Source organism: Bifidobacterium asteroides, from assembly GCF_048001765.1.
GTDB classification, from domain to species: Bacteria; Actinomycetota; Actinomycetes; order Actinomycetales; family Bifidobacteriaceae; genus Bombiscardovia; species Bombiscardovia asteroides_K.
The window spans coordinates 1,757,326-1,780,770 of the sequence record NZ_CP181447.1 but is presented as its reverse complement, the minus strand read 5'-3'; the positions used below and the strand labels follow the sequence as shown (position 1 = coordinate 1,780,770).

The 23,445-nt window shown below is 59.1% G+C and carries 20 protein-coding genes and 1 tRNA gene; 15 read left to right on the top strand and 6 right to left on the bottom strand.

Going from position 1 to position 23,445, the window contains the following annotated elements:
* Window positions 1-10 precede the first annotated feature (10 nt).
* Window positions 11-1,075, bottom strand: coding sequence for a uroporphyrinogen decarboxylase family protein (locus ACNAOV_RS07360; RefSeq protein ID WP_416517189.1), 1,065 nt, complete (start codon window positions 1,073-1,075; stop codon window positions 11-13).
* A 417-nt stretch (window positions 1,076-1,492) separates the two neighbouring features.
* Here ACNAOV_RS07360 and ACNAOV_RS07355 point away from each other — a divergent pair, with 417 nt between their 5' ends.
* The 4 genes from ACNAOV_RS07355 to ACNAOV_RS07340 all read left to right on the top strand — a co-directional run bounded on the left by ACNAOV_RS07355 (window position 1,493) and on the right by ACNAOV_RS07340 (window position 6,267).
* Complete coding sequence (locus ACNAOV_RS07355) at window positions 1,493-2,722, top strand: FAD-binding protein (RefSeq protein WP_416517188.1); 1,230 nt, start codon at window positions 1,493-1,495, stop codon at window positions 2,720-2,722.
* A 239-nt stretch (window positions 2,723-2,961) separates the two neighbouring features.
* Window positions 2,962-3,966 (top strand): sugar kinase, encoded by a 1,005-nt coding sequence (locus ACNAOV_RS07350; protein ID WP_416517187.1) that lies wholly within the window; start codon window positions 2,962-2,964, stop codon window positions 3,964-3,966.
* Between the two features lie 92 nt (window positions 3,967-4,058).
* Window positions 4,059-4,724 (top strand): bifunctional 4-hydroxy-2-oxoglutarate aldolase/2-dehydro-3-deoxy-phosphogluconate aldolase, encoded by a 666-nt coding sequence (gene eda, locus ACNAOV_RS07345; protein WP_416517186.1) that lies wholly within the window; start codon window positions 4,059-4,061, stop codon window positions 4,722-4,724.
* Window positions 4,725-4,821: 97 nt separating this feature from the next.
* A complete protein-coding gene (locus tag ACNAOV_RS07340) occupies window positions 4,822-6,267 on the top strand; it encodes a tagaturonate reductase (protein ID WP_416517185.1) in 1,446 nt (481 codons plus the stop codon).
* Between the two features lie 331 nt (window positions 6,268-6,598).
* Here the strand turns inward: ACNAOV_RS07340 and ACNAOV_RS07335 are convergent, their stop codons facing one another.
* Window positions 6,599-7,726, bottom strand: coding sequence for a mannonate dehydratase (locus tag ACNAOV_RS07335; protein WP_198203299.1), 1,128 nt, complete (start codon window positions 7,724-7,726; stop codon window positions 6,599-6,601).
* An 80-nt stretch (window positions 7,727-7,806) separates the two neighbouring features.
* Entirely contained in the window at window positions 7,807-9,450 is a 1,644-nt protein-coding gene (locus ACNAOV_RS07330) for a mannitol dehydrogenase family protein (RefSeq protein WP_416517184.1), read from the bottom strand.
* Between the two features lie 243 nt (window positions 9,451-9,693).
* On the opposite strand from ACNAOV_RS07330, the gene ACNAOV_RS07325 reads away from it, so the two are divergent.
* The 7 genes from ACNAOV_RS07325 to dapC all read left to right on the top strand — a co-directional run bounded on the left by ACNAOV_RS07325 (window position 9,694) and on the right by dapC (window position 18,815).
* Window positions 9,694-10,761 carry a LacI family DNA-binding transcriptional regulator gene (locus tag ACNAOV_RS07325; protein WP_416517183.1) on the top strand — a complete coding sequence of 356 codons (1,068 nt, stop codon included), beginning with the start codon at window positions 9,694-9,696 and terminating at the stop codon, window positions 10,759-10,761.
* Window positions 10,758-11,768: a LacI family DNA-binding transcriptional regulator gene (locus tag ACNAOV_RS07320; protein ID WP_416517182.1), complete on the top strand. Its 1,011-nt coding sequence runs from the start codon at window positions 10,758-10,760 to the stop codon at window positions 11,766-11,768. The genes ACNAOV_RS07325 and ACNAOV_RS07320 overlap by 4 nt, the downstream gene beginning before the upstream one ends.
* 189 nt (window positions 11,769-11,957) lie before the next feature.
* Window positions 11,958-13,364 (top strand): glucuronate isomerase, encoded by a 1,407-nt coding sequence (gene uxaC / locus ACNAOV_RS07315; protein WP_416517181.1) that lies wholly within the window; start codon window positions 11,958-11,960, stop codon window positions 13,362-13,364.
* A 494-nt stretch (window positions 13,365-13,858) separates the two neighbouring features.
* On the top strand, window positions 13,859-15,475 hold the full coding sequence (locus tag ACNAOV_RS07310; protein WP_416517180.1) for a UxaA family hydrolase: 1,617 nt from the start codon (window positions 13,859-13,861) through the stop codon (window positions 15,473-15,475).
* Window positions 15,476-15,691: 216 nt separating this feature from the next.
* The gene (locus ACNAOV_RS07305) at window positions 15,692-17,215 is read left to right on the top strand and encodes an amino acid permease (RefSeq protein WP_029678076.1); all 1,524 of its coding nucleotides are present in this window, start codon (window positions 15,692-15,694) and stop codon (window positions 17,213-17,215) included.
* Between the two features lie 57 nt (window positions 17,216-17,272).
* Window positions 17,273-17,590: a ferredoxin gene (gene fdxA / locus ACNAOV_RS07300; RefSeq protein ID WP_029678075.1), complete on the top strand. Its 318-nt coding sequence runs from the start codon at window positions 17,273-17,275 to the stop codon at window positions 17,588-17,590.
* A 70-nt stretch (window positions 17,591-17,660) separates the two neighbouring features.
* Window positions 17,661-18,815 (top strand): succinyldiaminopimelate transaminase, encoded by a 1,155-nt coding sequence (gene dapC / locus ACNAOV_RS07295; RefSeq protein WP_416517179.1) that lies wholly within the window; start codon window positions 17,661-17,663, stop codon window positions 18,813-18,815.
* Here the strand turns inward: dapC and dinB are convergent.
* A complete protein-coding gene (gene dinB / locus ACNAOV_RS07290; protein ID WP_416517178.1) occupies window positions 18,812-20,083 on the bottom strand; it encodes a DNA polymerase IV in 1,272 nt (423 codons plus the stop codon). The genes dapC and dinB overlap by 4 nt on opposite strands.
* A gap of 225 nt (window positions 20,084-20,308) precedes the next feature.
* Here dinB and ACNAOV_RS07285 point away from each other — a divergent pair.
* A tRNA-Ser gene (locus tag ACNAOV_RS07285) sits at window positions 20,309-20,395 on the top strand.
* Window positions 20,396-20,582: 187 nt separating this feature from the next.
* On the opposite strand, the gene ACNAOV_RS07280 is transcribed toward ACNAOV_RS07285, so the two are convergent.
* Complete coding sequence (locus tag ACNAOV_RS07280) at window positions 20,583-21,248, bottom strand: IMPACT family protein (protein ID WP_416517177.1); 666 nt, start codon at window positions 21,246-21,248, stop codon at window positions 20,583-20,585.
* 108 nt (window positions 21,249-21,356) lie between these two features.
* On the opposite strand from ACNAOV_RS07280, the gene ACNAOV_RS07275 reads away from it, so the two are divergent.
* From ACNAOV_RS07275 to rpsI, 3 genes are all read left to right on the top strand, one after another.
* A complete protein-coding gene (locus ACNAOV_RS07275; protein WP_029678071.1) occupies window positions 21,357-21,989 on the top strand; it encodes an AbrB family transcriptional regulator in 633 nt (210 codons plus the stop codon).
* 203 nt (window positions 21,990-22,192) lie between these two features.
* Window positions 22,193-22,642: a 50S ribosomal protein L13 gene (rplM, locus tag ACNAOV_RS07270; protein WP_029678070.1), complete on the top strand. Its 450-nt coding sequence runs from the start codon at window positions 22,193-22,195 to the stop codon at window positions 22,640-22,642.
* A 20-nt stretch (window positions 22,643-22,662) separates the two neighbouring features.
* Window positions 22,663-23,154, top strand: a complete 492-nt coding sequence (rpsI, locus tag ACNAOV_RS07265) for a 30S ribosomal protein S9 (protein WP_015022361.1) — start codon at window positions 22,663-22,665, stop codon at window positions 23,152-23,154.
* Window positions 23,155-23,184: 30 nt separating this feature from the next.
* Here the strand turns inward: rpsI and ACNAOV_RS07260 are convergent, their stop codons facing one another.
* Entirely contained in the window at window positions 23,185-23,331 is a 147-nt protein-coding gene (locus tag ACNAOV_RS07260) for a hypothetical protein (protein ID WP_155804957.1), read from the bottom strand.
* Window positions 23,332-23,445: the final 114 nt, after the last annotated feature.

The window sequence follows — 23,445 nt, the reverse complement described above, 5'->3', positions numbered from 1 at the left end:
GGTTGTGGATTCAGAGTTCCTCGGGGGCCCGGGTTCCGCTCAGAACGCGCAGGGCCTCCTCGTCAGCGGGCGTCGGGACCGTGCATAAGGGCGCCAGGAGGAAGGGGTGACCTTGACGGGCCTGGATGGTCTGCTCCAATTCCTCGCGGATCTGGTCCACATCGCCGCCTGGATTGAAGAGTTCGAAGTCGGCTCCGCCCACGGGTACGGCAGGAAAGTCGGTGCTGATTTCAGGATTGCCCGGGCGGAACTGGTCCCAGTGGAGGAAATCAGGATTCAGGTCGGTAAATTCTTCGGGGTGCGCATCCTCCCGGCAGGTGTGCACCAGGACAAGGGCTTCCGAATTGGCCTGTCTGACCGCCTGGATGACGACTCGGTCATAGGGCTTGGCCCATTCTTCGAGCTGTTCCTGGTTGAAGTAGCCATGGCTGGCCAGGCCGGTTTCAGCGAAGAAGATGCCGTCCAGACCGGCCCCGCCCTGCTCCTTGGGGCTGACTAGTAGAGTTGCATAGTCGGCAAGGGTCCGGGCGATCTTGTCCAGCGCTCGCTTGGCCGCTTCGGGCTGGTCGAAGATCAGCGTATGTCTGTTCAGACTCCCGCCATTCTCCTGCGCGGAGCCCTGCCCCTCGGGATAGAGGGGGAGATCGGCCAGCTGAAGCAGTACCGAAAGCGGGGAGAAGACCGTGTCGATGACTGCTCGGTCCTCCAGACCGTCTCGGATGGCCCTGGCGGCCTGGACCTGTTCTTGGAGGACCTTGTTGGTTTCGGGGTCGCGGTAATCGATACGGGCGATGTCCCCTGCCTCCTGGATGGCTGTGCGGACAGTGCGCGGGACCAGCCAATCATAGTGGTCCTTGTCGTAGACTGCGTCCCAGACCTCGGCATAATAAATGGCCCTCGGATTGATTTTGACCCAGTCCCAATCCCACTTGCGGACGAAATCCAGGGTTGCTGCGGAAAAGTTTTCGGCACCGTACTCATGCCCGATGTGGTGCTGCCAGGCGGAGGTCAGCCAGGGACGGTTCCCTTGGCCATGGGCTATCTGGTGGAACTGGGTTCGTCTGTCTTTAGTCATTGCATGCTCATTTCCTGGTGGATGTCCTATGGACGCCCGGTCAGGTGTCCAGGTATTTCCGGTGCATTTCGTCCGGAAACCGGGCTTTGGATGTTCGGTTTTCCAAAGCTCTTGTCACATAAAACCCCCGGGTAGCTGGCCAGTCAACGACCCGGCATATAGGTAATATCTATCGCCGCTAATCGTCGCCTGGCCCTGCTCGGGTCTTGCAAAAGGTATAGGAAAACCTGATAGCAGTAGGTCAGACCGGACTTTGCAGCCGGTCGGGTGCAGCCTTGCTTCGCTCTCTGAGTGCAACCAATTAATTATCACCGTGGGAGACAGGTGGTATTTCGATTTAGGCAATTGGTGTAGCAGCGGCGCCCTGTTCCTGCTCGGGAGAGGCCCTCATAAGGGGACGATGATACAGTGAATTGCATGTCTGATGTATCCTCCCGAGACGCCATTCCGACTTTTGCCGACATCACCACTGTGGGTGTTGGAGGGGGCATGGCCGCCTTCGTTCAGCCTCGAAGCCGTGTGGATATGATCGAGGCTGTGGAGGGCACGGATTCCAAGGGGCTGCCTCTCTGCCTGATCGGTGGGGGATCCAACCTGCTTGCCTCTGACCAGGATTTCCCCGGCGTGGTTGTGCGTGATACCCGTCAGGACATCAGCGTGCCTGACGAGGTGGCTCCGCCTGAGGGTGGGCTTCCCGTCGTTCACATCAATGCCACGGCAGGGACCAACTGGGATGACCTGGTCTCCTACTGCGTGCGCATGCATTTGATCGGGGTGGAGGGCCTATCCGGCATCCCGGGTACTGTCGGGGCTTCGGTGGTCCAGAACATCGGCGCCTACGGCCAGGAGGTCGGACGTCTGGTTGACTCGGTTGAGGTCTGGGATCGCCAGGACAAAGTCACCGCCTATTTACAGGCCTCGGATTTGGGTTTTGGATACAGGACCTCCTTGCTCAAGCAGACCATGTACCAGGCGCCGGCTGTGCCCGATGCACGGTTCTTCCCGACGCCGCGGTATGTGGTCCTTTCGGTCACCCTGGTTTTGCGACATGGGTCCGCTGCTCAGGTGGGTTCGGCCCAGCTTGCCAAGGCCCTGGGCGTGGAGCCCGGAGCAACCTTTCCCCTGGAGCGGATTCGACAGGCAGTCCTGACCGTCAGAGCAGGCAAGGGGATGCTGGAGGATCCATACAGGTACCTGACCGACTGGATGGGATCATGCCGTCGAACCTCCGACTTGGAAGAGGCTCTGGAGGCGGTCCAGGATGACCTTCACGGCCCCAGGGGCGAACGGGTGCTGCTTGACCGCCACAGCTGCGGGAGTTTCTTCACCAATCCGATCATCACTCGTGAGGCCGCGGATGCCCTGCCGGCGGATGCCCCTCGTTACCCTGTCGGAGACTCGGCTTTGGTCAAGACCTCAGCTGCCTGGCTGATTGATCATTCGGGTTTCCATAAGGGATTCGCTTTGGAGCAGGGGTCGGCTGCCGCCCTGTCTGACGTGCACACGCTGGCCTTGACCAACCGGGGAGGTGCCGGCTCAGACGACATGGTGGCCCTGGCCCGTGCCATCCAGAAAGGTGTGGATTCCACCTTTGGCATCCACCTGATTCCCGAACCTGTCACCCCGGGTATTGATTTGGCCTGGTAACCCCTGCTCCAAGCTCCGTTTCTTCCGACCCTCAGATCGACGCAAAGATCTGGGGGTCTTTTTTTAAAAAAAGCGTTCATAAAAATGCCGGGATAAGCAACAGCTGGCAACATATTCCTCCGCCACCGCTCTATCACATAGCTTGAAAACATCAATGGACGAATCGGACCGTCACCTGCGTTGTCGCTGGTTGAAACAGACCTGTCGGATCCATCGGTCCTGGTCATGGAAGGAATGGTATGGCGGTTTCCCACGACATAGCGGTCAGCGGCGTCCGTCCCGGCAAGGTCCTCCTGGTCGGCGAGGGTATGGGGCTCTTCGCTGCAGGTGAGGAGGGGCCCTGTAGCGAGGTCGGATCTTTCAGCGCTTCGGTGGCAGGTGCGGAGCTCAATGTGGCCATTGGCCTGGAGCGATTGGGCCAGCATCCGGTCTATATGACTCGCATAGGTCAGGATCCAATAGGCGAACGGATTCTGTACTTCATGCGGCAGAACGACTTGGACACCTCCTTGGTTGGCAAGGATGCCACTCGTTCCACTGGCTTTATGATGAAGTCCAAGGTAGAGCAGGGAGACCCCAAGACTTATTACTTTCGTAAGGGATCAGCGGCTTCGGCCTTGGGTCCGGCCGATGTCAAGGCCATCGATTGCAGCGGAATCTCGCTGATGCATATGACCGGAATCCTTCCAGCGCTTTCGGAAAGTGCCCTGGAAGCCAGCAAAGCGCTGGTTGAGCTGTCACGGGCCAATCAGATTTTCGTTTCCTTTGATCCCAACGAACGTCCGGCTCTCTGGAAGAGCGACAGGCAAATGAAGCAGACGCTCCTGTCCTTGAGCGCCAAGGCTGATTTGGTCCTCCCAGGCATTTCCGAGGGCAGGCATCTGTTCGGGCTGGACAATGTCCGCGATATCGGCCAGGCCTTCATTGACAATGGCGCCCGTTATGCGGTGGTCAAGGACGGACCCGATGGAGCCTACGCGACGGACGGCCACGATGGTGTCTACGTTCCTGGTTTCAAGGTTGATGCGGTGGTGGACACAGTCGGTGCCGGCGACGGTTTCGCAGCCGGTGTCTTGTCGGCCCTGCTTGAAGGCCGACGCATGTCCGAAGCCTTGGAGCGCGGGTGTGCCGTTGGTGCCATGCAGACCCAGGTGGTATCCGACAATGAAGGCTTGCCCGACAAGGCCCAGTTAAATGATTTTATTGCCGGGCACCAGCGGGCGATGGTCAGACAGGTTGGCTGAGCCGGTTTATCCGGGCGACGATCTGAAGCCCTCCATGGACAGGCGATGGATTCAATTCAACAAATTCAATTCCACAAGAGAAGGAAGCAGGCATGAGCGAGTTTGGCAAGAAGGACGTACCGGAGGACCGGATTGGATTGATCGATCTGATAAGAACAATCAAAGTGGTCCCCCTGGTGACCCTGCATTCACCCGAGGAAGCGGTTCCTCTGGCCAGGGCCCTGGCTTCCGGTGGAGTGCCCATTGCAGAGGTCACTTTCCGATCGGCTGCCGCCCTGGACGGGATGCGGGCTATTCACGACCAGGTGCCTGAGGTGACCCTGGTGGCAGGAACCGTGCACACGGTCGACCAGGCACGCCAGGCAGTGGAGGCAGGTTGCAAGGGTATCGTTTCCCCGGCATTCAGCGATGCTGTGGTCGACTGGTGCCTGGGCTCTCGGATACCGGTCTTGCCTGGAACGGCGACTCCCAGCGACATTGAGAAAGCCTACGATCTTGGTCTGCGTTTCACTAAGTTCTTCCCAGCCGAGGCTTACGGCGGCGTCAAGACCTTGAAGGCGCTCTCTGGTCCCTTTGCCGAGATGAGCTTCTTGCCCACCGGAGGAGTCGGGTTCGGGAACGCCCGTGAATACATCGACCTGCCCAACGTCTTTGCTGTGGGCGGGAGTTTCCCTGTACCGTCCCAGGCCCAGCGCCAAGGCGATTGGAAAGCCGTTGCTGATGCCTGTGCGCAGGCCAGGCAGGTGGTGCAAGGCTGAGTATCTGAGTCCAGGGCTGGTCATCGGTCGCCGGCTCAGTGATCCGGCCGGATCTCCCGTATGGGCGGGATGCAAGAGCACGAAAAGGGGAAGCATCGTGGAAAGACTACAGGAAGCAGTGGCAGTGCATCTGGGGCTGACCAGTACAGGGGCAGCTCAACGACCCATCAAGATCATCCAGTTCGGTGAGGGAAATTTCCTCAGAGCATTCGTTGATTGGATAGTCCAGCAGCTCAACAACAAGGGCTTGTTCGGGGGGAACGTAGCAGTTGTCCAGCCTCTTGAAAACGGCAGAGTCCAAGTCCTCGAGGACCAGGAGCGGCTTTATACAGTCATTCTGGAAGGACTCAAGGATGGAAAGTCTGTCCGCAGCCATGAGCTGATTGACTCCATCGGGAAGACATTCGACCCCTACAAGGACTGGGATGGGTTTCTGGCTCTGGCCGATGATCCCGATACGCAGATCATCATCTCCAATACCACCGAAGCAGGCATTGCCGTCAACGATGGGGATAAGGTCACGGACCAGCCACCAGCGGGATATCCGGCAAAGTTGGCTCATCTGCTCAAGCGTAGGTTCGATAGGTCCATGCCAGGCTACCTGATTATGCCCTGCGAGCTTATCGCCGACAACGGTCCGGCCCTGCATCGTGCTCTGATAAATGTCGCTGAACGGTTCGGGTGGGGTAAGGACTTCATCGAATGGGTTGATCGGGAGAACACTTTTGTATCCACTCTCGTGGATCGGATAGTCCCAGGCTATCCGCGCGAGGATGCCCAGGAGCTTTGGGGGAAGCTGGGCTACGAGGACCAGAACATGGTCAAGGCCGAGCCCTTCCTGCTCTGGGTCGTATCTGGTGACCAGACCGCCCAGCGCAAGGTTGATGAGCTGCTTCCCGCACGAAAGGCAGGAATCGACCTGGTGACCTGTGATGCTGTACAGCCCTACCGTGAGCGCAAGGTTTATCTGCTCAATGGTCCTCATACCACCATGGCCCAGGTGGCTCGGCTGGCCGGCCTCAGGACTGTAGGACAGGTCATGGGCGATAAGACCATGCGCTCTTTCATTACCCGTGAGATGGAGGAGGAGATCATCCCCGTACAGACCCTGCCCAAGGAGGAGCTGGAGAACTTCGCTGCTGCGGTTCGCGAGCGGTTCGACAATCCCTTTGTCCAGCATTCCTTGGATTCCATAGGGCTGAACTCGGTCTCCAAATTCGTCTCCCGGCTTCTCCCGCTGGTTATGGCCAACGTAGAGCAGGGGTGTGGGCTTCCGGAACGGATTGTCCTGGCGCTGTCATGCCTCTTGTGGATTTATGGCGGCAAGGCCGGTGATGCTGTAAAGATTCGGGATGATCCCAAGGTCGTCGATGCCTTCCGAGAGGCTGCCGGTCAGGATGATTTTGTCAATCGGATTCTTGCTGATGCTTCCATTTGGGGTCATGATCTGACCAGGATTGCTGGACTCACGGAAGCTGTACAGAAGAACCTGGACGATTTGGCCGACCGGGGTGTCCAGCCCCTGATTGACCGATTGGCATGAGCCAACAGTGCAGACGAGGAGTCAGTTGCTTCAAGGCAATTTGATTCTCGCGTTTGCAATATGTCGGCTTTCCAAGGTTGAAAAACTTCCCACCGGGCGTGGTCCTGACGGGAAACTGAATAAGTGTCTGATGCCAGGTCGGGTTTGCGATTGACCCAGACCGGCATCAGACACTTCCTTATTGTTTGGGATTCCTTCTGCTTCACCTTCAGGTTAGGTTCGTCTTGACAGATGAGACCAAGCAATAAGCTACGAAAATGGCGGCAATGAGAGAATAAAGGGTCCCCTTGCCAAAGAGCATGACAAGGGGACCATACTTGATTTTGCTTCATCAACGGTTGTAGCGGTAAGCGTCCCAGACTCCAAGCAGATACTGGATGCCCATGGCGCGGTCATAGAGGCCGTAGCCTGGCCGTGGTCTGCCGGCTTCCGTGTTCTCGCTCCATAAATGCCGTCCGTGGTCGGGGCGGATGTAGCCCTGGTAATCGGCCTCGGCGTAGGCCTTCATGATGCCGACGGTGTCCACGTTGCCCTCGCTTGCGCGGTGACCTACCTCGTAGAATGAGCCCTGCTCGTCGGTGAAACGGATGTTGCGCACGTGGCTGAAGTAGATCCTGTCCATGAAGGTTTTGACTGCATCCACAGCATCGTTACCCCGTCTGGATGAGAAGGATCCCAGGCACAGGCACAGTCCGTTGCAGGGGCTGGGATTCAGGTCCAGCACTCGTTGGATCCCCTCTTTGCTGGAGACCACGCGCGGCCAGCCGAACAGGTCGAAGGCAGGGTCGTCGGGGTGGACGGCCAGCTTGACCCCGTAGCGCTCGCAGGTGGGGATTACGGCATCCAGGAAGTACTTGTAGTTGGCGTACATCTGCTCGTGGTCCATTCCCTGATAGGCCTCCATCAGTTCAGGCAGATGGGCAAGCCGTTCAGGTTCCCAGCCGGGCACAGTCAGGGATCCGGCCCCCTTCAGGGTTTCGTCGATGATTCCCTGCGGACTGAGCTGGTCCACCTGGTGCTGGTTGTAGTAGAGGGCGGTGGACCCGTCTGGGCAGGGGTGGAACATCTCCGTGCGCAGCCAGTCGAAGACCGGCATGAAATTGTAGGTGACGACTTTGACCCCGGCCTTGCCCAGGTTGGCTACGGTCTCGATGTAGGCGTCAATGGCCTGGTCCCGGCTGATCCCGAGGACTGTCGAACCGGTCTTAATGGACTCGTGGACGTTGACAGACTCAACCACATCGGCGTTGAAGGTCTTGGTTATGCCTGCCGCCCGATCCCTGGCAGACAGCTCGGTGATTGTGGCCATGGCATCTTCGATTTCATCCGGCTGCCAAACCTCGCCGGCCTGTTTATGGTGCAGGGACCAGACAATGGTCTCCACCCCCGGAATCTGACGAATATCATCCAGGCTGATGGTGTCGTTGCCCTGGCCGTACCAGCGGAATCCCATGTGCATAATGCTCTCTCCTTATATTCGATATTCGAATCGGGCGGACCTGATTGTTGCCTGCCTTGTCCAGTCAGTAGATACCGATGTCACCAGGCGCTTGCAGCCTTGTGAAGGGTGCTCGCTACAGCGCCATTGCCCTGGCACATGGCGGTCAGGAAGGTCTCGATTTTGTCGGCCAGCGGGGTGGCGTTCAGATCGGTTCCGAAGATGGAGGTATCGGCCAGGATGGACTTGATGGTTGTCGTCAGAGTCTCCTTCTTGGCTGACCCATTGAGTGGGATGTCAACCAGAATCCGCTGAAGCTCCTCCAGGCGCGGGTCCGGGCTCAGCTTGACCGGCCGTCCGGCATCGTCGGTTCCATCGCCGTCCGAACCGATCAGCAGCCGCAGCCAGGCGGCGATAATCAGTGGGATGGCTTCCAGATCGGCGGTGTCAAGGTCCTTGGCTTGGATGTACTTGCTGATGGTGATTCCGTATCTGACCGGAATCTTCTGGGAGGTGTCGGCGCAAATACGCGCCGGTGTATCGGGCAGACCAGGATTGGGAACCCTGATCTCGATGACCTGGCGGAGGAACTCCTTGGGGGAGAAGATGCCCGGGTCCTCGACCACAGGCAGTCCTTCCACATACCCCAGGCGGGTGACCAAGGCCTTGAGGTCCGGGTCGGCGATGGTCTTTGACATGGTCGGATACCCTAGGAGCATCCCGAAGACGGCCAGGGCCGTGTGCAGGGGGTTCAGGCAGGTGGTGACCTTCATCTGGTCGGCGGCGTTGACCGTATCCTTGTCGGCCATGTAGACTCCTGCCTTCTCCAGAGGCGGGCGTCCTGCAGGGAAGTCGTCCTCGACCACCCAATACCAGGTTTCCTCGGTGTTGGTATAGGGGGCCATAGCGGTTCCGCCTCTGGTCCGGAAAGGTTCCGCATCGGCGATGCCCAGAGCCTTGAGGCGACGACCCACCTCCTTGTCAGGGTTGGGAGTGATTCTGTCGATCATGGTCAGCGGGAAGGTGATTTTGTTCTTGTCTCTGAGGTAGTCGCCGAAGCCTTTTTCGGCCAGGCCCCTTCCTATCCATTCGTCAGCCATCTGTCTGACGGCTTGGCCGAACCGCTCACCGTTTCGTGAGAAGTTGTCGGTGCTGACCAGGGCCAGTGGAAGGGCACCGGCCTGGTAGCGCTCCAGCAGGAGGGCCGTGATGACTGCGATGGCGCTCTTGGCTTTGTCGGGTCCGCCCTCGAATTCCGGAGCGATCCACGGCAGCGGCCGGCCTTGGGAGTCGACCAGGGCATAGCCTTTCTCGGTGATGGTCGTGGTAACCATCTGCAGGCTGGGATTGCGGAAGACCAGCCTCAGATCACGCAAGGGTTTCGGATCCTCGCCCAGCGGGTAGGCGCCCGCAACTGAGGCGACCAGGGAGGCTTTCATGGATCCGTCCGCTTTCAGGATGACCTGAAGATAGCGGTCGTCGAAGGGGGTATAGGCCTGATCGACGATAGCGGGGTCGAAGGATTCGGCCACCAATATGCCTCGGTCGGTGGCGCTGGAATCCAGAAGTTTTTGGGCAATGGGGGCGTGAACTGCCCTGAAGAGATTGCCGGCCCCGAAGTGGACCCAGGTAGGTGAGCGCTTGGTGGCCTGGCGCATGGCTTCGATGTCGTAGGTTGGCAGAGTCACGCCAGCCTTCTGCCAGGCTGCGGACTCATTATGTATATCGTCACTAAGGTGAAGCATCAGTGCCTTCCTTTATCAAAAAACATATCGCGGAGACCAGGCGTAAACGCTTGCCCATCCTGCTTCCGAACCTACCAAGTCAGTGCCCGTATGCTTTCGGAGTTGCAATTTGTTTCTCATCAAACTGCTGTCGGCTGCTGTGGGACCGGGGAGTCACTTATACTTGGATGTTAGGAGTGCTCGGCGCTGTTGGCGTGCATTTCATGCGATATGGGGCATACGAAGGAAGGCTGATACATATAGATGAAGACCGAAGCAGATTCGGGTAGTGATTCCTCCACGGACAACCGCCGTATCACCATATATGATGTGGCTCGCCAGGCTGGAGTGTCACCTTCAACGGTCTCGCGTACCTTCTCGCGCCCGGATCGGGTCAGTATTTCGACGGCTCGAATGGTTCAGAAGGTCGCTGATGCACTGGGCTATCACAGCGATATCGTCGACAGTCGGTCAGGTTCGCAGGGCAGGGGGCTGGTTGCGGTCATTGTGCCCGACTTGGGCAATCAGTTTTTCACCGGCGTCATTCGCAGCATCCAGGACGAGTGTGAGCGCTTCCGCTTTGAAACCCTGATTCTTGATACCCGGGAGTCCATCACCAGGGAGCGAACAATCGTCGATACGGTCGCCCCCGTGGTCTCGGGAATCATCCTGGTCTCCCCAAGGATGCCCGATGCCATGATCCGCAAGTGCGCCCAGCTGCGTCCCCTGGTCAGCGTCAACCGTGACGTCAGGGGTGTATCCAGCATTAGCATCGACGTGGCCAAGGGGGCCTGCCAAGCGGTCGACTACCTGTACTCATTGGGCTATCGGAGTCTCACCTATTTGGATGGTCCGGCAGCCTCATGGTCAGGAGGTATCCGGTGGCGGCATATCTTCAATGAATGCGACGCCAAGGGGATGAGCGTCAAGCGTTCGCTGCCTTGCGCTCCTACCTTTTACGGAGGCTATTCCTTCGCAGAGAAGTATATGGACGACCCCACAGGTGCGGTCATCGCCCATAATGATCTGATGGCAATCGGCCTGATCGTAGCCCTCAGACGGCTTGGTTGCGAGTGCCCTCGTGATATCTCCGTCATCGGGTTTGACAACGACACCATGTCCATGGTGAGCAGTCCGCCTCTGACCACCATTCATATGTCCCTTTCAGTCCTTGGGCGGGGGGCTGCCGACCTCCTTATGCGGCGTCTTTCCGGAACCGACCTGTCTGTAGCCCCGACGGTTCCAGCCCGTCTGGTCATCAGACAGAGCACGGGTGCCAGGTCGAGCAAGCCTTTGGGCCGAAACGAGGCAGAGAAGGAATCTCGGCCATGAGCGGTCATGACCGTTCCAGGCGTGTGACAATCAGAGAGGTGGCTGACATGGCCGACGTCTCCCCCTCCACGGTATCAAGAGCATTCGCTCGGCCTGATAGGGTCAGTGCGGCCACGTCCAAGCGGATATTCGCCGCAGCCGACGCACTGGGGTACTATACGGAGCCGGTCGATACGGTTCCGTCCAGGACGCTGCAGGGCATGATCGCCATTATCGTTCCGGACATCACCAATCAGTTCTTCTCCGACATCATCCGTTCCGTACAACACGAGTTCAATCTGGCTGGATTTGCCCTTATCGTCGCGGAATCAGAGGAAAGTGCCAGTAGGGAGCGGGCGGCCTTCAACAAGATCGCCGCCTATGTGGACGGGGTAATTCTGACCTCATCGAGAATGCCTGATGCCATGATCCGCAAGTGCGCTCAGACCAGGCCCATCGTCGTGGTCAACCGGACTGTGCGTGGGGTGCCCAGTGTGGTCATCGATATTGGCACTGGTATCCGCCAGGCCGCTGAACTGTTGGTTTCCATGGGTTTTTCACGAGTGACCTATCTCGATGGCCCTTCTGCGTCATGGTCGGTGGGAGTCAGGTGGAATCACACTTACGAAGAGTTCCGTAAGCGCGGAGTGACTGTTAGACGAATTTGGCCGGGTCTTCCAACTTTCGTCGGTGGGTATGCCTTGGCGAAGCAGTATCTGAATGATCCTACGGGCGCCGTCATTGCTCACAATGACCTGATGGCCTTGGGCTTCATGGCTGCTATGCGTCGTCAGGGTATTCGCTGTCCGGACGACTATGTGATCATTGGATTCGACAACGACACTATGGCACAGGTAAGTGATCCGCCATTGTCCAGCGTGGGTAACACCCCGCCGAAACTGGGAAAGACAGCAGCCGGCATCCTTCTGGATCGGCTGAATGGCCGAACTAATCCGGCGCAGAGCATCACGATTCCCTCCCACCTGATCGTCAGGGAAAGCACGGGTAAGGCTACGTCGGATTCCTGACAGGTAAGGTTCCGGCAAATCATGGCAACATCAAGACCGTCCCTTTTCAGGCGTGCATAGGCTGACCAATAGCATATGTGAGTTCCGATCGTGTGACTGTTTCGCCTGTCCGTTGGTCTGTACAGGAGGATTTTGAGCATCGCGGAAATTCGAATGCCGAACTTGCTGTTTTCGACTAAGGAGTTTGTAGTGGCTTTCCTGGATGACGATTTTCTTCTCGGGACGCAGTTGTCTCGGGAGTTGTTCCATGACGTAGCTGAGAATCTTCCTCTGGTGGATTATCATTGCCATCTGCACGCCAAGGAGATCTATGAGGATCCCAACTTCGATAATATTGTCGATGCTTGGCTGACGGATGGCCACAATTATGGAGACCATTATAAATGGCGGTTGGAGAGGGCCAATGGCGTTCCGGAACGGCTGATCACCGGGGACGGTGACCCCAGGGACAAATTTATGGCTTATGCACAGACCATGGAACAGGCTGTGGGCAGCCCGGTCTATCTGTGGACGCACATGGAGCTGCAGCGGTACTTCGGCATCTCCGAACCTCTGACCACCAAGACCGCAAAATCCATCTTTGACCAGACGAATGAAGAGCTGGCCACCCCGGACTTCTCGCGAAGAGCACTTCTGCGTCGCATGAATGTCAAGATTGTCTGCACCACGGATTCCCCTGAGGATAATCTGGAGTACCACGATCGATTCGCCAAGGAGGGGGAGCCCTTTAGGATGGTTCCCGCCTTCCGTCCTGATGCGGCCCTGAATCCGACCGCCGAAGGGTATGGCGATTGGATTGGCACAATGGAGTCGGTCTGTGGCAAGCCGATCAATGACTTCAGCGGGCTTGTCGACGCTCTGCGTGATCGGGTGGATTACTTCCACCGGCATGGTTCCAGACTCTCCGACCATGCTGTCGATGTGGTTGAGTTCGCTCCGGCGACTGCTGAGAACCTGGATGCCATTTTCAGCAAGGCCAAGGCCGGACTAGGCCTGGACAGGCAGGAACAGGCCCAATATCGTGCGGCCATCCTTCTTGAACTGATGCGAATCTACAAGGATAAGGGCTGGACCATGCAGCTGCACCTTCAGGCCAGTCGCAACAACAACTCGACGGCTTTCCAGAAGCTTGGAGCCGACACGGGTTACGATTCCATGGCTGACAACTCGGTTGCCGCCCCCCTTGCCGCCCTTCTTGACCAGGCGCAGAGTTCGAACATTTTGCCCAGAACCATCGTCTATTCCCTCAATCCCAACGACTACATGGCCATAGCCACTGATTTAGGCTGCTTTGGAGGCGATGACAGGGGCCAGCTTCAGTTGGGCAATGCCTGGTGGTTCAACGACACCGTCACCGGGATGCGTCGGCAGCTCGAAGTTCTGGCTGAAACCTCACTCCTGGGCAATGCGGTAGGAATGACCACGGACTCTCGCAGCTTCCTGTCCTTCCCCAGGCATGAACTCTTCCGCAGGGTGCTCTGCGGGCTCTTGGGCGACTGGGCCGCCCAAGGTATCATACCTGATGACAAGGAGTATCTGGCTCCTCTGGTGCGTGCGGTCTCCTATGAGAACGCTCTGGCCCTCTTTGAGGACTAAGGCCCGAGTAGTCGGCAGGGTAGACTTGCGCTATACGGTTTGGCGGTGGACAGTTCGATTCGGGGGTAACAAGGGTCTTGGGCAAAATGGCTCTCGGATCTACGGCCTTTCCTGACTTTGTCTCGCCTACGTCCTCACCGGCCACGCCGATTACTGTGGATGGTCAGGGTTCCACTGAGCAAGGCGTTACGCCGAACGTGACTCTGTGCCTTATAAACACAGAGCGAGGGTGGGGCCAAGCTCTCCTTCAAGGTCAAGGATAAGCCTCAGCATGGTCTGCTTACTATGCATGAGGACGGTGCCTTCTGGCTTCTCTTGCGGGAATCCTCATGGGGCAGGCGGCTCTCATTGGGATTAACCGGCATCTCAAGTCGGAACGCTAGTCAAATATGGCCCGCGGACCCAGCCTTAGAGGAGGGGGTCCGGGGCCTTTTCCTGTGCAAAGGCTGGCAACAAAGTGACTGGTATCATAGAGGGCTTGTTAGCTTGACAATATGAGTGACGCAAAGAAGCATTGCATGATTCCAGAGGGCGGCTCCACAGGATTCGTCTCCACCTGTGGTGACGGCAAAGCCGCTGGTTTGAAACATGACTACATCAATGATATACCGGCGCGGACCGGTCAGGATACGATTCTGCTTAATCCTACGGATATGGTGGCCGTCGCTGCCAGAAATCTGGAGCCCGGCGAAAGGGTCGTGGTAGAGGGTCGTGGCGAGGTGACGGTGCTTGACCAAATTCCTCGCGGACACAAACTCGCGCTCCAGGACATTGCCAAGGGTGAGGACGTCATCAAGTATGGCTATGCCATCGGCCATGCCAAGGAGGCTATCACTACAGGACAATGGGTCCACACGCACAATGTGGCCACCAACCTGGGCGCCGATCTGAACTATCGTTATCAGCCGGTTACCGACACGGTCAAGCCGGGCAGTCCGACCGGGACTTTCCAAGGATATCGGCGCGCGACAGGCAAGGTGGGCATCCGCAACGACCTCTATATCGTCCCAACCGTAGGCTGCATCAATAGTCTGTGCAACGCCATGGCACGATCTTTTTCAGCCCGCCATCCCGGCAACGGGTCTTTTGACTCGGTGATCGTGGCGCGTCATCCTTATGGATGCTCCCAACTCGGCGGCGATCTGGTCTACACCAGGCGTTGTCTTCAGGACATTGCCACCCACCCCAATGCCGGGGGTGTGCTCCTCGTTGGTCTGGGGTGTGAAAACAATCAGATGGAGGACATGCTGAGCACCCTGGGCGAGTATGACACGAACCGGGTTCGTTGGATCATATGCCAGGAGGTGGAGGACGAGCTGGATGAGGCCGATGCCCTCCTGGACCAGATTAACGAGGCGGCCAAAGGTGATCACCGTGAAGAGGTGCCCATGTCCGAACTCAAGGTCAGTGTCAAGTGCGGCGGGTCCGATGGAATGTCAGGCATCACGGCCAACCCGCTGGTCGGTCGGTTCGCTGAATGGGTGGTTACCCAAGGCGGTTCCGTGGTTCTGGCCGAGGTCCCTGAAATGTTCGGGGCCGAGCAGGTCCTGATGAGCCAGGCACGCGACGAGCGGGTCTTCCATGATATCGTCGACCTTATCAACAATTTCAAGGGATTCTTCCGCAAATACGGCGAAGTTATATCCGACAATCCGTCTCCAGGCAACAAGGAGGGCGGAATCACGACTCTGGAGGATAAATCCTTGGGCTGCATTCGCAAAGGCGGTCGTTGCGAGGTCGAGGATGTGCTCAACTATGGCGACCATATCTCTAGACCTGGGCTCTCTCTGCTGCAGACGCCAGGCAACGACCTTGTCTCCAGTACGGGAATGGCCGCGGCCGGAGCACAAGTAGTCCTCTTCACTACAGGCCGGGGCACTCCCTTCGGAACTTTCGTGCCTACAATGAAAGTAGCCACCAATACACCTCTGGCCACCAAGAAGCATCGTTGGATTGACTTCGATGCCGGTCGTCTTCTGGATGAGCCTGGAGATCAGGTTTTCAACGATTTTCGTAAGAAAGTCCTTGCAGTGGTCAACGGTGAGCAGACCTGCAATGAGCGTAACGGCATGCAGGACATTGCCATATTCAAGGATGGCCCGACTGAATAGAGTACGGGTTTCACCAAGTGGGCACCCTGGCCGAAACGGCTGGGGTGCCTTGTTGTATATTGGCGGATACTTGTGCCTTGATCGAGTTGCCGATTCCGGAAGACTTGCCAACGGGTAATATCCCGAAATGAGCAAAGTCCGGACTTGTGCATTCCCATCTCCTATAGTGATGGGCCGGAGGAGCTTACGGCACAATAAGTCACGATTGGGAGCAGGATGGAATTATTCAGGAAGAAATCGGTTGAGCAGACCCTGGCAGAGACCGGGGAGGAGGGCAGGTCGCTCAAGCGGACGCTGACCACCTGGGATCTGGCTATCATGGCCGTCGCAGTGGCCGTGGGCGCCGGCATCTTCTCGGTGGGGGCCCAGGCGGCGGCCTTCCATGCGGGGCCGGCCGTCATCATCTCCTTCGTCATCGCAGGCATCGTCTGCGCGGCAGCCGTCATGTGTTACGCGGAGTTCGCCTCCATGATTCCGGTTTCGGGCTCGGCCTACACCTTCACCTACAACACCATGGGCGAACTGGTGGCCTGGATCATCGGCTGGGACCTGATTCTGGAGATGCTCATGGCTGCCTCGGTCATCTCCAAGTACTGGGGCGTCTACCTGAACGACTTCATCCATCTGATGGGGGGCACCTCATTCAGCTCCAGCTTCCATGTGGGCGGCCTGGACGTGGACCTGGCCCCGCTGGCGGTCGTCACCCTCTTCACGGTCCTTCTGGTCCTGGGCACCAAGCTCTCGGCCCGGTTCGACGGCGCCTTGACCGTCCTCAAGATCGGCATCGTGGTTTTCGTCATCGTGGTGGGCTTCTTCTACGTCAAGTTGGACAACTACCGGCCCTTCATCCCGCCGTCCGAACCGGCTTCGGCTGTTCCGGGTGCCAGCGTTCCGGGAATCATGGGTCAGCCGCTCTGGCAGTGGGTCTCTGGCATGCAGCCCACCATCTACGGTGTCCCTGGCATCCTCTCAGGCGCTGCCCTGGTCTTCTTCGCATTCGTGGGCTTCGATATTGTCGCCACTACCTCCGAGGAGGCCAAGGAACCCCACAAGACCATTCCCCGCGGAATCGGCCTGGGCATGCTGATCGTCATCACCCTGTACATCCTGGTCGCCATTGTCACCACCGGTATGGTCTCCTACAAGGATCTGGCCAAGGCCAAGAACCCCTCCCTGGCCACCGGCTTCGAGATGGTCGGTGCTCCCTGGGCCGCCAAGATCATCTCCTTCGGCATCGTGGTGGGGCTGACCACCGTGGTCATGGTGCTCCTACTGGGGCTGACCCGTATTGTCTTCGCCATGAGCCGCGACGGGCTTCTTCCGCGTGCCCTGTCCCGCACTGGCCGTCATGGCACGCCTGCCCGCATTCAGATCCTGGGCGGCATCGTGGTGGCTGTGGTGGCCTCCTGCTTCCCCATAGACGTCTTGTCCGACATGGTCAATATCGGCACGCTCTCGGCCTTCCTGCTGGTGGCCATCTCCCTGCCCATCATGCGCAAGCGCCGGCCCGACCTGCCCCGGTCCTTCAAGATGCCCGGCAACCCCTGGGTTCCCATTCTGATCGCCCTGGCCTGCCTCTGGCTCATGCTCAACCTGACCGTGCTGACCTGGATCCGGTTCGTGGTCTGGTTGGCTGCTGGACTGGCCATCTACTTCGGCTATTCCTACCGGCATTCCCTGCTCGGTCGTCATCAGCTCAGTGGGAAGATATCCAAGGCCACCCAGGCCGGTCTCGACTGACCTAGAGCGTCGGCGCTGCAGTGTAGAGTGAATACTCGCATACTCAGGAGGTAACCCATGACCTACGTCATCGCTCAGCCCTGCGTGGACGTCAAGGACAAGGCCTGCGTGGACGAATGCCCGGTGGACTGCATCTACGAGGGCGTCCGTTCGCTCTATATCAACCCCAACGAGTGCGTGGACTGCGGCGCCTGCGAGCCGGTCTGCCCGGTTGAGGCCATCTTCTACGAGGACGACCTGCCCGAGGAGTGGACCTGGTACAAGGACGCGGCTACTGATTTCTTCGCCGAGGTGGGGGATGCCGGCGGCGCTGCTGCGGTCGGCCCCTACGACCACGATCCGGAGGGTGTGGCGGCCCTGCCACCCAACAAGTAGTCGATAAAGGCTGACGAGCCGCGGATGGGAGCCATCCCACCGCGGCTTATTTATAAGAGAAAGGCGGGCCATGGGTTTCCACTCTTTCGAATCCCCCTACGACTGGTCAAGGATTGACCCCTATCGGCGGCGTGGAGAGCAATGCGCCGGTGGTCTGGTGGATCTGTCGGTGGGTTCGCCGGTGGATCCCGTGCCCAGGTCGGTCAAGGAGGCCTTGGCGGCGGCTGCGAATGACGGTCAGGCACGGGGATATCCAAAAACTGCCGGTGACGCCCCCCTGAGGCAGGCCGCGGCCGACTGGTTCCGACATCGTCGCGGAGTCGACCTGGATGCCCTGGGGGCGGATCTGGTGCCCACGGTCGGGTCCAAGGAGGCGGTGGCGCTCATGGCCTCACTCCTGCATCTGGGACCGGGGGACCGGGTGGTGCAGCCGACGGTATCCTATCCCACCTATGCCATCGGAACCCAGCTGGCCGGGGCCCAGGTGACGACCGTGGACGATCCTGTTGATACGGATTCATGGGTGAATCTGCCCGGCGTTCGAGCAATATGGATCAATTCGCCGGGCAACCCCAGTGGTCGAATCATCGACCGAGTCGGGTTGGCTAAGATCGTACGGGCGGCCCGTTCTATAGGGGCCACGGTCCTGAGCGACGAGTGCTATGCCCTGCTGGATTGGTCGGGGACCGCCCAGGCTGGGCAGGATGCGCAGATTCCCGCTTCGCCCTGCATCCTGGAATCTGAAGTCTGTGGCGGCGATGCCAGGGGGATACTCTGTCTGTACTCGATGAGCAAGCAGTCCAACATGGCCGGATACAGGGCAGCTCTGGTGGCCGGCGATGCTCGTCTGGTGGAGGCCATGACCGCCTACCGCAAGCAGATGGGACTGATTGTGCCAGGTCCGGTGCAGCGGGCAATGCGGGCCGCCCTGGAGGACGGTGAGGCTGTGATGGTCCAGCGTGGCGTCTACGCCAGTCGTCTGCATGCCCTGGCTGAAGCTCTCAGATCTTACGGATACGATGCCGTCATGCCTCAGGGAGGCCTTTATATCTGGGCGCAAGCCCGCTCGGGCGACTGTTGGGCCGATATGGCGGACCTGTCCCGTCTGGGTATTCTGGCCAGTCCAGGGGAGTTCTATGGGGATGGCCACTGTCTGCGATTCTCGTCAACCATCACCGACGAGCAGCTGGAGCTGGCCTTAGGACGTCTGCGTAGCGCCGCTTAGAGGCCCATGCTGACTGAGCCCTTGCCGTAGCGGCTCCTGATGGAGTCCATGGTGGCCTCTGCCTGGTCCAGGCGCTGGGCCTCGCTGCCGGTGCGACGTTTGCTCTCGTGGATGATGTCGTCCAAGGAAGGCTGGATGGGAGTGTCCTCCACCCGGCTCAGACCGGACGCGCTGACACCAGCCAGACGGATCAGCCTGGGCAGGGGTGTATCCATGGGCACACCATCGGGCAGCCCTAGCATGGCCTTGAGCAGACCGACCGCTTGCGGATAGATCCGGTTGGCTGAGTTGACCGGGGTTTCCAGGGTGTGGGCCTTGGTCATATAGCGCAGATCGTCGAAGCGCAGTTTGACGGTGATGGTCCGTGCGATCAGGTCGTGTGATCGCAGTCCGGTGGCCACCTCGTTGCTGCAGGCGCGCAGGAGGTCGCAGACCTGTTTCATGCTGGTGGTGTCGTGCAGGAAGGTGCGTTCCGCGCCCAGGGACTTCTCTGGCGCTCGCGGCTGGACCGGATCGTCGTCCAAGCCGTGGGAGGCCTGTGCCAACTTCCTGGCTGTCACGGTTGAGCCTGTGGCCCGGGTCAGATCTCGCTCGCTCATGGTGGCCAGGTCGGCCACATCCTTGATGGCCCAGGCGTTCAGCCGCTTCTCCAGGGCCGGTCCGATGCCGGGAATGCCGCGCAGGGGCATCAGCTGGACGAACTCGGCCTGGCGGGCCTTGGGAATCAGCAGCATACCGTCGGGTTTGGCGTTGGTGGAGGCCATCTTGGCCACAAGCTTGTTGGTGGCGATGCCCACCGAGCAGGTCACGTGGAACTGGCGGGCCACGCTGGCTCGGATCCACCGGGCGATGGCTGTGGGCATGCCCCAGCGCATGAGCGCCCCGGACACGTCCATGTAGCACTCGTCTACCGAGACCTGCTCGATCTGATCGGTGATTCGTGAGAAAACCGTATCAAATATCCGTTGTGAGATGCTCCGGTAATAGGTCATGTCAACCGGAAGGAAGACCCCTTGGGGGCACAGTCGCCTGGCACGCGCCAGGGGCATGGCCGAGTTGATGCCGAAGGCCCTGGCCTCGTAGCTGGCCGCGGAGACCACCGAACGCCGCCCGGTGCCGATGATGACTGGCCGGCCTTGCAATTGCGGGTGTCGAGCGACTTCGCAGGAGGCGTAGAAGGCATCCATATCAATGTGCAGTACCGTGCAACCGGTCTCGTCATGTCCCCAGTCCTTCTTGGCGGCTGCAAGCCTTGGTGCGGTACTCATAGCTCCATGATAGGAGGAGGTCCCGGAGGAAAATGCGATAAATTATTCTCAAACGTAAATTCTTGGAAAAGATTCACTTTTATGGTTTTAGTCCATGAAAATAAACGAATCCGTTCCCTGCCCGCTGCTTTCAGCCGCCCCGGCGAGTCAGGTCGGTCAATCATGGTATTCTATTGTTTTGTTCTCGAAACTCTGGGGCTAAGGTCCTGGCTCGGGAGCCTGCATGGAGACGTGCCTGAGTGGCCGAAAGGGGCACCCTGCTAAGGTGTTGACTGCGCAAGCGGTCCAGGAGTTCGAATCTCCTCGTCTCCGCCTGATGACCGGTGATTGTCGATTTTGCACGATTGCCGGTCTTATTTTTTCTAATGGTTTTATATTTTTCCCCTAGGTCACGGCCTGGCAGGGTCCTAGCCTGCACGGCGGAGGAGCGGCAGTGCTTGGCCTGGCCTGTCTGGCAGAGTGGACCACAGCCGGATAATGGCTATATGGCTCGCATTGATTATCGTGAGGCAGACGAAGCCTTGTCCTGAGACAGAGGAATCAGCTTCTGGCCTTCACCCAGTGCAGTGGGCTGGGCCCGGCCCTGCAGAAGGTCATCCAGCCGACCATCAAAGGCTTGCACCGCTGTGGGCTCCAGGTCGTAGGTCAATCGGACCCTATCGGTGAAGTCCTCGGTCTCCACGTGGCCCCCGGAGTTGCGGATCAGGCGGCGGAGGGAGTCGTACTCTGGATAGTCCACAGTGATCGTGAAGCGCTGCGTCGGGAGTACGCGTGCCGATTTCGCCGCCTTGAGCGCCAGGGAGGCTGCCGAGGAATAAGCCCGGATCAATCCTCCCGATCCAAGAAGGATCCCTCCGAAGTATCGGGTCACAGTCAGGACGCAGTCGGTCAGTCCCTGCCGACGCATGACCTCGAGTATGGGCTTGCCGGCCGTTCCCGAGGGCTCCCCGTCATCGCTCATGCGTTCGCTGGTGCGGCCCTCGGGTCCCCAGATTGCGCAGTGGCAGACATGCCGGGCCTTGGGGTGCTGTAAGCGGACCTCCTGGACGAAGGCCATAGCCGCCTCCTGGTCCTCCACATGGCAGGCCTGGCCGATGAACTCGGACTTCCGCTCGGTCAGAGAGCCTGTGGCTGGTTTCTGCGGCGTATCCAGTATGGTGAGCAAATTGGCTTGCCTCCTATGCCTATCGTCTCCTCGATTCCCGCGCTATCTCCATGCTAGAGGGGTTGCCGGGTCGAGTCTGTTATCAAGGAGACGACCTAAGCTGGCCGCATGACCAATCCCCAGGACCAACCGGAAACCGAATCACCGTCAGCCGGCAAGCCCCACGAGGCCCTGACCGTCTTCTACGAAAGGCTCAGGCACTCTACGGATACGGCCGAGCTGCACGAATTCGCCCGCAGCCCCCTGCCCGACAGGTCCGACCAGGCCGCCTTCTCCCGCTTCACGGCATTGTTGGAGGCCGTGGCCGGCAACGAGCACACGCCGGTGGAGGACAGGATCTACCTGGCGCAGACCATGCCCTTCCCCAACATCCTGGTCAAGCTCTCCCAGGATTCCAGCCCGGAGGTCCGTCGGGCGGTGGCTGCCAACAAGGACGACAAGAACTGGCTGGCTGGTCTGCTCACCAAGGACGAGGATGCCGGAGTCAGGGCTGCTGCGTTGACCAACCCCATGACCTCCTGGAAGATGCGCCTGGAAGGTGCCCAGGACGAGCGTACCGATGCTGACACCCTGGACTTTCTGGGAGCTCTGGGCACTCGCAATGAACAGAATGCCCCTCGTGTGCTGGCCGCTATGGTGCGCCGGGCCGTGGCCCTGAATCCCAACACCGGGCAGGCAACCCTTGATGCCCTTCGCGAGGACCCGGACGGGCAGGTGGCAAGGGCAGCGGCCTCCCGCTGAGACTGGGTCCGACGCGAATTTTGACGAACGGCACTCAGGCGTTATAATAATGGATTGTTGTGTTTCCCTAAGGGGTCCTCAAAGCGCTTTTCCCACTCGCCGTCTAGGACTTTCAGGGAGCCCACGGAATACATGGCTTTCGGCCAGCATGGCAGCATGCGGCGCGGAGAGCCCGAAACACAATGCAAGGAAAAGGTTGAATCGTGAAGACTTTCACCCCGAAACCAGCCGATCTGACACATGACTGGTATATCGTCGACGCTTCCGGTGTGGTGCTGGGGCGTCTGGCAGCCCAGGTGGCCGATCTGCTGCGCGGCAAGAACAAGCCCACCTATGCGCCCTACGCTGACTCAGGCAACAACGTTATCGTCATCAACGCTTCCAAGATGGTGCTGACGGGCAACAAGACCGACAAGGTGCTCTACACTCACTCCGGCCGTCCTGGCGGTCTGCGTCGCGACTCCTACGGGCAGTTGATGGAGCACAACCCCGAGCGCATCGTCATGACGGCAGTAAAGGGCATGCTGCCCAAGAACAAGCTGGCCAAGGTCCAGCTGACCAGGCTGCGGGTGTTCGCAGGCGAGGAGCATCCTCACACCTCTCAGCAGCCCATTGAGTACAAGATCCATCAGGTCGCCCAGCAGGCCAAGTAGGACCAGAGGAGATAATCACTATGGCTGACAACAACAACAGCTCCGCGGTTCTTGAGGCCGAGGAGACCAGCGCTTCCTACACTTCCGAGACCAACGCCGGTGCAGGCACCGGCACCTCCGCCATCGAGCCGGGTTATGGCACCGGCCGCCGCAAGGAGGCAGTCGCCCGCGTCCGTCTGATTCCCGGTTCCGGCAAGTGGAGCATCAACGGGCACACCCTGGAGGAGTACTTCCCCAGCAAGTTGCATCAGCGCGAGGTCAACTCGCCCATCGTGCTGCTCAAGCTCGAGAACAAGTTCGACGTGGTTGTGCGCGTCGAGGGCGGCGGTGTGACCGGCCAGGCCGGCGCAGTCCGCCTGGGCGTCGCACGCGCCCTGAACGCCATCGACCGTGACGCCAACCGTCCTGCCCTGAAGAAGGCCGGGTTCCTGACCCGTGATGCCCGCGTGGTGGAGCGCAAGAAGGCCGGTCTGCACAAGGCTCGTCGCGCACCGCAGTTCTCCAAGCGCTGACGTTCGCAGTTTCCTTTATCCCCGAGGTTCTCACGGACCTTGGGGATTTTTCATGCCCGGATTCACGCTTGGACGGCCAAGTCCCAAGCGAACGACAAAGCGCACGTTGCGGTGCGGAAAATGACCAGAAAAACCACGAATTCCCACACGACACGCTTCAAGTGAACGTTCGCTCATCCTGGGGCTCAATGGTGCCCCCTCGGGTCTATATTGTGACTTTCGTCACGTTATGACGGATGCTTTTATGGACGGGCACGGTCTTGAGACTGCTGAGACCTTCTGCTGGCCCTT